The sequence below is a fragment of the Hymenobacter sp. genome (assembly GCF_031398885.1).
Lineage (GTDB): Bacteria > Bacteroidota > Bacteroidia > Cytophagales > Hymenobacteraceae > Hymenobacter.
Genome location: NZ_JANNOD010000041.1, coordinates 74,645 through 83,181 on the forward strand (window position 1 = coordinate 74,645; position 8,537 = coordinate 83,181).

5 protein-coding genes are annotated in these 8,537 nt (G+C 68.0%); all 5 read right to left on the reverse strand.

Annotation, left to right across the window (positions count from 1 at the left end):
• Window positions 1-133: 133 nt before the first annotated feature.
• On the reverse strand, window positions 134-466 hold the full coding sequence (locus RMO51_RS07475; protein ID WP_310393438.1) for a YnfA family protein: 333 nt from the start codon (window positions 464-466) through the stop codon (window positions 134-136).
• Window positions 467-916: 450 nt separating this feature from the next.
• Window positions 917-2,089 carry an efflux RND transporter periplasmic adaptor subunit gene (locus RMO51_RS07480; protein ID WP_310393441.1) on the reverse strand — a complete coding sequence of 391 codons (1,173 nt, stop codon included), beginning with the start codon at window positions 2,087-2,089 and terminating at the stop codon, window positions 917-919.
• A gap of 46 nt (window positions 2,090-2,135) precedes the next feature.
• Complete coding sequence (locus tag RMO51_RS07485) at window positions 2,136-6,572, reverse strand: CusA/CzcA family heavy metal efflux RND transporter (RefSeq protein ID WP_310393443.1); 4,437 nt, start codon at window positions 6,570-6,572, stop codon at window positions 2,136-2,138.
• A 143-nt stretch (window positions 6,573-6,715) separates the two neighbouring features.
• Entirely contained in the window at window positions 6,716-7,105 is a 390-nt protein-coding gene (locus RMO51_RS07490) for a hypothetical protein (protein WP_310393444.1), read from the reverse strand.
• A gap of 254 nt (window positions 7,106-7,359) precedes the next feature.
• The gene (locus RMO51_RS07495; protein ID WP_310393446.1) at window positions 7,360-8,316 is read right to left on the reverse strand and encodes a 1-phosphofructokinase family hexose kinase; all 957 of its coding nucleotides are present in this window, start codon (window positions 8,314-8,316) and stop codon (window positions 7,360-7,362) included.
• Window positions 8,317-8,537: the final 221 nt, after the last annotated feature.

The window sequence follows — 8,537 nt, forward strand, 5'->3', positions numbered from 1 at the left end:
CGCGCCCGTAAGCGCCGCTGTGGGTGGCGAAGCTTTTGCCAGTCCCAATTGCGGCTTTCAACTTAGCAACCAGGGTTGTGCCATCCTGCTACTCACTGCTTGGTTCTGACTATTTGCCTTACAATTCCCGCGTTCAGGCCCGGGGCCAGAACAGAATGATGGCAATGCCCGCGAAGCAAACCAGCCCGCCAATCACATCGAATTGGTCGGGCCGGAAGCCGTCGAAGTACGCGGCCCAGGCGATGGACATGACAATGAACACGGCCCCGTACACGGCGTAGGTTTTGCCGAACGACGTGGGCTGCCAGGTAGCCACCCAACCGTAGAGCATCAGCAGCACCAGGCCCACCAGGCCCGTCCAGGCCGGGCGACCAGCCTTGAGCCACTGCCACATCAGGTAGCCGCCCCCGATTTCACAGAGGCCGGCTAAGAAAAACACAGCCAGGGGTTTGAGTATAGTTACCATAGGTGCACGGGAGCAGTGGCATGAGGAGGGGTTCACCGAGAAAACGTCATGCGGAGCTTGCCGAAGCATCCCGCTCGCACAATTAGCACAGTTACCAAGACCGTGGGACGTGACGCGCGGCGGGGCTTCGCTACGCCAATAGAAAGGCCTGTATATATCTCAAATTGCGGACTACCGAACGGTAGCCCCAGCGGGGCGGCATACCGATAGTAAAACCAATGTATGCGGGTTTGTTAAGCCCCCGTGGGGCGACACTTGCGCCAATAAATGTCGCCCCGCTGGGGCTCAGAACCCCGTTTTTCCGGCCAGGACTACCAACATGTCGCCCCGCTGGGGCTATCGTTCGGTAGGCCGCAACGGGGGTTATACACCTAATCAAGTGTGTTACCGCCACCCGCGAGATGCTTCGGCAAACTCCGCATGACGTTCTTTTCTACTTTCTTCTAGCTCCTACTCTACTTCCGCCGTGTTTTTGAGCTTGGCCAGCAGCGAGTAGGCGCCCTCGGTCACGAAGGTGGTGGTGGCCGGCAGGTCGGCGGGCAGGGTGACTTCGGTGTGGCCGTCCTCGCTGCGGCCGGTGGGCAGGGCCACCATGCGGTAGCGGCCCGCCGCCTCGGCCACAAAGCCGTAAGCCTGGCCCTGGAAGCGCACCAGGGCCGCGTTGGGCAGGGCCGCCACGTCGGTTCGACCGGTCTCGATGGTGGCCCGCACGTAAAGGCCGGGCAGCAGGGCCGGGTCGTTTTCCCGGTCCAAGTGGCCGTGCACGCGCACGGTGCGGTCGGCGCCGATGGCCCGGGCGATGAGGTACACGCGGCCCGTGCGCTCCTGGCCGCCGCGGGCCGAGTCGCTGGGCAGGGTGAAGCGGATGAGCTGCCCTTTTTGCAGCTTGGCCACGTCTTTTTCAAACACGGTCAGCTCGACGTGCAGGTGCTCGGGGTCCACGATTTCAAACAGGGTTTCGGTGGCCGTCACGGCCTGGCCCACGGTTACGTTCACCGTTTTCACGAAGCCGGCGCGCGGGGCGCGCAGGGTGGCCGTGCTCACGATGCGCCCGCCCACGGGCAGGCCGGCCAGCCGCAGGCGGGCGGCCTGGGCCTGGGTTTGCACGCGCAGGGCGTGGTAGTCGGCCCGGGCGCGCTGGTAGTTTTTCTGGGGGGCCACTTCCTGCTCGTACAACTCGCGTTGGCGGGCCAGCTCGGCGCGGGCGTATTCGAGGCGGCTGCCCGTTTCGAGGTAGTCCTGCTGGAGCTGCACGAACTCGGGGTTGCGAATGACGGCCAGCACCTGACCCTTGCCAACCCGGGTGCCCTGGAGCAGCTCGGTGTTTTCCACGAAGCCGCCCAGCGGGGCGGTGATGGCCACCGTGCTTTCCGGGGGCACGTCCAGGGTACCGGTCACGGCCAGGCCCGTGCCCATGGGCCGGGCGCTGACGCGGCCGGTTCGGACCCCGCCGGCCTGCTGCTCGGCCGCCGAGAGCGTCACCAGCGCCGGGTCGGCTTCGCGCGCGGCTTCGCTGGCCCCCGCTGCTTGGGCGGCGGCTGGTCCGGTGGTGTCGGCTGGGCCAGGGCCGCAGCCGGCCAGCGTCGAGGTCAGCAGCAGGATTAAGGCCGTCGAACGTTTCATGCGTGTTTCAGATGAAGAGTAAAAAACCACGACGGCGGGGCCGCCCCTACTGCGCGGCCCCGCCCAGCAAATAGTCGAGCGCGATGATGATTTGATTGTGGGCCAACAGGGCATCCAGGTGGGCGGTGCGCAGCTTCAGGGCCCGGTCCAGGTTGAGCAGGTACTCGGAGTGGCCCATCTCCCCGGCCTTGAAGGCGCGGGTGCTCAGCCGCACGATGACGGCCGCCTGGGGCAGGCCGGTCGACTCATAGAACTGCACCCGCTCCACCAGCTCCCGGCGGCGGACTTGCAGCTCGTCCAATCGCGCCGCCAGCTCCGCCTGGTAGCGCTGGGCCTGAGTTTGGGCGACCTGCTCTTGCAGACGGGCGGCCTGCACGCGGGCCTTTTGCGGCCCGCGCCGCAGCGGCAGGGCCACGCCGGCCGTCACGCCCTGGAACCGGTCGCCGCCGCCGTAGTAGCGCTCCGGGCCGCCCACGCCGCCCACGGTTTGCGGGCCAATCAGGCTCTGGTTGAAGTAGCCGAGGGTGAAGCCGGGCAGGCCCTGGGCCTGCTCGGCGCGGGTGGCCGCCTGCCGCTCCCGCACCTGCTGCCGCAGCACGCGGGCCTGGGCGTTCTGGGCCAGCAGGGCGGTATCGGGGCGGGCCGGAGTGGCGGCGGGCGTCAGCAGACGCAGCACACTGTCGGCCGGGAACACGGCCGTCGGTTGCTGCAACAACGCCTGCAATTGGCGCTGAGCCACGGCGTAGTCAGCGCGGGCCTGGCGCAGCAGGGCCCGGGTTTCGCCTTGCTGCACCTGGGCGGTGGCCGGCTCCAGGCGGGCCACCTCGCCGGTCTTAAAGCGCAGGGTGGCCGCCCGCAGAAACTCGGCGTAGAGGCTGTCCTGCCCGCGCAGCACGCGCAGGCGGTGGCGGGCGTGCACGGCCTGCTCGTAGCTCAGGCGCACCTGCTGGCGCAGCTCGGCCTGCACCCGGGCCAGCTCCAGCTCGCGGCTGGTCACCTGGGCATCGGCCAGGCGGGCCTGGCTGCGGTACACGCCGGGCAAGCTCAGCGGCTGCGTGATGCTCAGCAGGTTGTCGTTGCGGTAGGAGTTGAACTGGCCGTAGGTGCCCTGAATAGTTGTGCGCCCGAGTACGTCCACGGCCCCGCGGCGCACGGCCTGCTGGGCTTCGAGCGCGCCCCGGGCGGCCGTCACGGTGCCGTTGGTTTGCAGGGCCTGGGCCACGGCCTGGGCGGCGGTCAGGGGGGCTTGCTGGGCTTGCGTTGGAATTAAAAATGAAAAATGAAAAATGAAAAAAAGTAATGTAGCCGATGCCGTTCGAGCCCTGCCGTTGCCATTCATTTTTAATTTTTCATTTTTCATTTTTAATTCTCTTCCTCCCTCCACCAGCGCGTACAGCACCGGCAGCACCAGCAGCGTGAGCAGCGTGGCCGTGAGCAGCCCGCCGATGACCACCGTGGCCAGCGGCCGCTGCACCTCCGAGCCGGCCGAGGTGCTGAGCGCCATCGGCAGGAAGCCCAGCGACGCCACCGTGGCCGTCATCAGCACCGGCCGCAGGCGGACTTCGGCCCCGCGGCGGATGCGCTCCGTCAGGTCCGTCACGCCTTCGGCTTTGAGCTGGTTGAAGTAGCCGATGAGCACGATGCCGTTGAGCACGGCCACCCCGAACAGGGCAATGAAGCCCACCCCGGCCGAGATGCTGAACGGCATGCCGCGCCCCCACAGCGCCAGCACCCCGCCGATGGCCGAGAGCGGAATGGCCGTGAAAATCAGCGCCGACTGCTTGAGCGAGCGGAAGGTAAAAAACAGGAGCACGAAAATCAGCAGCAGCGCCACGGGCACGGCCACCAGCAGGCGGTCGGTGGCCTGGCGCAGGTTTTCGAACTGCCCGCCGTAGGTGGCGTAGTAGCCGGGCGCGAACTTGAGCTGCCGGTCCACCCGAGTCCGCAGGTCCGTCACCACGCTCTCCACGTCACGGCCCCGCACGTTAAACGCCATGGTGATGCGGCGCTTGGCGTCGTCGCGCTGAATCTGGTTGGGGCCGTCGACCAGCGCCACGGTGGCCACCTGCTCCAGCGGCACCTGCGCGCCGTTGGGCGCGGCCACGAAGAGCTGCTTGATCGAGTTGACGTCCTGGCGCAGGTCGGGCCGCAGGCGCAGCACCACATCGTAGCGGCGCTCCTGCTCGAACACCTGCCCGGCGGTCTGGCCGGCAAAGGCCGTTTGCACGGTGCGGTTCACATCCGCCACGTTGAGGCCGAACTGGGCCAGGCGGTTGCGGTCCAGCGTCACCACAATCTGGGGCAGGCCGGTGGCTTCCTCGGCGTACACGTCCACTGCGCCGGGCACCCGCCGGGCCAGGGCCGCCGCCTGCCGGGCGTAGCGGCTGAGCTGGGCCAGGTCCTCGCCGTAGATTTTCAGCACTACGTCCTGCTTCACGCCGCTGCTCAGCTCGTTGAAGCGCATCTGAATGGGCTGCTGAAAGCTGAACGTCACGCCCGGAATGACGCTCACGGCGGCGGTCATCTGCTCGGCCAGCTCCTCCTGGGTCTTGGCGGAGGTCCACTTGCTCAGGTCTTTTTCCAGCACCACTATCAAATCGGCGGCTTCCACCGGCATGGGGTCGGTCGGGATTTCGGCCGAGCCGACTTTGCCCACCACTTCCTTCACCTCCGGGAATTGCTTCAGCAGGATGCGCTGGGCCTGCTGGGTTTTATCGGCGGTGTAGCCCAAGGAGCTGCCCGCCAGCGTGCGCATCTCCACGGCAAAGTCGCCTTCCGCAAGGGTTGGAATGAACTCGCCGCCCAGGGTGCGAAACAGCAGCCCCGCCCCGACAAACAGCCCCCCGGCCGCCCCCAGCACCAGCGCTTTCGCCCGCAGGGCCCGGAGCAGCAGCGGCTCGTAGCAGCGGGTGAAGAAGGACATCATTCGGTCCGAAAAATTCTCCTGGTGCTGCGTGTTGCGGCTCAGCACCAGGGCCGACATCATCGGCACGTAGGTCAAGCTCAGGATAAAGGCGCCCAGAATGGCGAAGGCCACCGTCTGGGCCATCGGCCGGAACATCTTGCCCTCGGTGCCGACCAGCGCCAGCAGCGGCAGGTACACAATCAGGATGATGATTTCGCCAAACGCGGCCGAGGAGCGGATTTTGGACGCCGCCTGGTAGGTTTCCTCGTTCATCTGCTCCGGGCTGAGCCGGGCCGGGGCCGCCCGCGGCCCGCCGTGCAGGCGGTGCACGATGGCCTCCACAATAATCACGGCCCCGTCCACGACCAGCCCGAAGTCGATGGCGCCCAAGCTGAGCAGGTTGCCCGACACGCCAAACACGCGCATCAGGCTGATGGCAAAGAGCATGGCCAGCGGAATGACCGAGGCCACCACCAGCCCCGCCCGCCAGTTGCCCAGAAACAGCACCAGCACCAAAATCACAATCAGCGCGCCCTCGGCCAGGTTTTTGGTCACGGTGCCGATGGCGCGGCCCACCAGCTCGGAGCGGTCGAGGTACACGTCCACCAGCACGCCCCGGGGCAGGGACTTGCGCACGGTTTCCATGCGCGTTTTCACGGCCTGAATCACCTCGTTGGCGTTGGCCCCTTTGAGCATGAGCACCACGCCGCCGGCCACTTCGCCGGCGCCGTTGCGCGTCATGGCCCCGTAGCGGAGGGCGGCGCCCAGGCGCACCTGGGCCACGTCGCGCACCAGCACGGGCAGGCCATTGGCCGTTTGGCGCACCACGATGTTGCCCAGGTCGGCGGGCGTGGCGGCCAGGCCCTCGGTGCGGATGAAGTACGACTGCGGGTTGACGTCGAGGTAGGCCCCGCCGGTGTTCTGGTTGTTGCGGGCCACGGCCTGGTACACCTGGTCCACGGTCACGCCCAGCGAGCGGAGCCGGGCCGGGTCGAGGGCCACTTCGTACTGCTTGAGCAGGCCGCCGAAGCTGCTCACGTCGGCCACGCCGGGCGTGCCCAGCAGCTGGCGGCGCACCAGCCAGTCCTGCATGGTGCGCAGCTCGCGGGGGCCGTGCACCTGCTCGTAGCCGGGCGCGGGGCGCAGCACGTACTGGTAAATCTCGCCCAGCCCCGTGCTCACCGGGCCCAGCGTGGGCCGCCCGGTGCCCGGCGGAATTTGCTCCTGGGCCTCCTGCAGCCGCTCGCTGATTTGCTGGCGGGCCCAGTAGATGTCCACGTCGTCTTTGAACACGATGGTGACCACCGACAGCCCGAAGCGCGAAAACGAGCGCACCTCCTCCAGGTCGGGAATGGTGGCCACGCTCTGCTCCACGGGAAAGGACACGAGCCGCTCGATGTCGCTGGCGGCCAGCGAGGGCGCCACCGTGTACACTATCACCTGGTTGGTGGTGATGTCGGGCACGGCATCAATGGGCAGGTGCTTGAGCGAGTAGCTGCCCCAGGCCACCAGGGCCAGCGTCAGCAGCCCAATGATGAGCTTGTTGTTGATGGAAAAATGAATGAGCCGGTCGAACATGGAGCCGCAGCGCGTGAAACCTAACCAAGAAAAAAGCTTTGCCGGCGGCCCCCTGCCGCTGCCGCGACCCGGACCCAAAACGCAGCAAACCGCGCTCCACGCCTCGCGGAGCCGGTCAGCTAAAGCCGGAAAATAGAGAAGGGTTAGACCCGTGGCGGCTGCCAGCAGGTGCTCGGAATGCCGGCCGAGGCCCCCGCGTCGTAGGCGGCGGCCGGCGCTTCGCCCGGCCGGAACGCGGGCGGGGCCTGGGGCACCACAACCGGAGCCACCGCCCAGGCAACGAGCGCAAACGGGCAGTCGTGGACGTGGTGGAAGGGCAGCGACTGGTGCTCCCGGTCGGTGTCGCCGTCGTGGCGGTGGTGCTGGCCGGCGTAGTGGTCGAGCAGAAAATCCAGCAGGGAGCTGTCGTGGTGCGCCTGCTCGTGGTGGTGGCGCAAGGCCAGCGACTCCCCGATTTCGTGCGCGTCCGTGTTCGGCGGCAGGCAGCCCAGCAGCAGAAAATATCCAGAAAGCAGCAAGGTCAGGAGGCGCATCGGGGCAAAGGTAAGGCAAAAGGCTGCTCACGGTCCCGCCCCAACACGGCCAGCTCTAGCCGGCCCGGGCCCGAACACGGCCGCGGAGCCGGATGGGACCAGCCCGGGGCAGGTCTCCCGTCACGGCAACACCGCCCCGGTTCAGGGGGGCCAAGCACCTATCCGCAAAATACTTTCGCCGCCAAAAGCTCGTCCGGCTCGGCTGCGCGGACGCCAGCCGAGCCGGACGTTCCACTTGTTTTTCGGCCGGGTTCTTAGCCAGCCAACACGGGACGGGGCATAGCTTGCAAGAGCCACTGAAACAGCCGCTCGGCATCAGCCAAGTGAAAAAGCTCGGTGCCGGGGTTCATGGTGGCGGCCGTGCCGCAGGCCACGCCCAGGCGCACGGCCTCGCGCACCGGCCGGCCCTGGCAGAGCGCGAACACCAGGCCCGCCACCATGCTGTCGCCGGCGCCCACGGTGCTACGCTTTTTGACCGCCGGGGCGGCGATGTGCTCCTCCACGTCGCGGGTGACGAGGCAGGCGCCGTTGGGACCCAGCGACACCACCACGATTTCGCATTTGCCCTGCGCGATGATGGCTTTTGCGGCCCCGGCGGCCGACTCGCTGTCGAGCGCGGGCACGCCGGCCAGCTTGGCCAGCTCGCCCAGGTTGGGCTTGAGCAGGTACACGCCCTCGGCCACGGCGCTGCGCAGGGCTTCTTCGGAAGTGTCCACGATTAACTTGGCCCCGGCCTGCCGGGCCCAGCGGGCCAGCTCGCCCATGAACGCGGGCGCCACGCCCTGGGGCAGGCTGCCGCTCACCACCAGCACGTCGGGAGCCGGGGCGAGGGCCACCAGGGTGGCCAGCACCCGGGCCTGCTCGGCGGCCGTGACGGTGGTGCCGGGCATGCCGAAGCGGAACTGCTGGTTGTTGGAGGCGTCGACCACGGTGAGGTTTTCGCGGGTCCAGGCGGCCGTGGGCACGGGGTGCTGGGCCAGGCCCTCGCGCGCCATCAACTGCTGAAGCACCTCACCGGGCGGGCCGCCGGCCACGAACACCGCCCGCGCCGCCAGCCCCAGCCGCTGCAGGCCCCGCGCCACGTTGATGCCCCCGCCGCCGGGCTCCACTGTGGGCGGCGCGCACGCCAGCTTCTGCTCGGGCACGAGCTGGGGCACGCTGGTGCTTTTGTCAATGGCCGGGTTCAGGGTGAGGGTGACGACGTGCTTCATGGGCGGGAGCCGGCGGAAAAACCAGGGCGGGACAGTCCCCGGAGGCGCCAACACAACATACGTAAAAGCGGCCGGGGCGACGAATTGCCCAGTGGCGCATCCGGTGGCGCAGTCGCAATATTACCCGACCAGGCCCAAACGGCCGGGGGGGGGGCCCCCCCCGCCCGGGGGGCGCCACCCCCACCCCCCCCCCGGGGGGGGCGCGCAGAAAACGCCCGGGG

Bases quoted from the DNA above. Each gene is read 5' to 3' on its own strand.
- RMO51_RS07475 (WP_310393438.1), bottom strand. From the start codon at position 466: ATGGTAACTATACTCAAACCCCTGGCTGTGTTTTTCTTAGCCGGCCTC.
- RMO51_RS07480 (WP_310393441.1), bottom strand. From the start codon at position 2,089: ATGAAACGTTCGACGGCCTTAATCCTGCTGCTGACCTCGACGCTGGCC.
- RMO51_RS07485 (WP_310393443.1), bottom strand. From the start codon at position 6,572: ATGTTCGACCGGCTCATTCATTTTTCCATCAACAACAAGCTCATCATT.
- RMO51_RS07490 (WP_310393444.1), bottom strand. From the start codon at position 7,105: ATGCGCCTCCTGACCTTGCTGCTTTCTGGATATTTTCTGCTGCTGGGC.
- RMO51_RS07495 (WP_310393446.1), bottom strand. From the start codon at position 8,316: ATGAAGCACGTCGTCACCCTCACCCTGAACCCGGCCATTGACAAAAGC.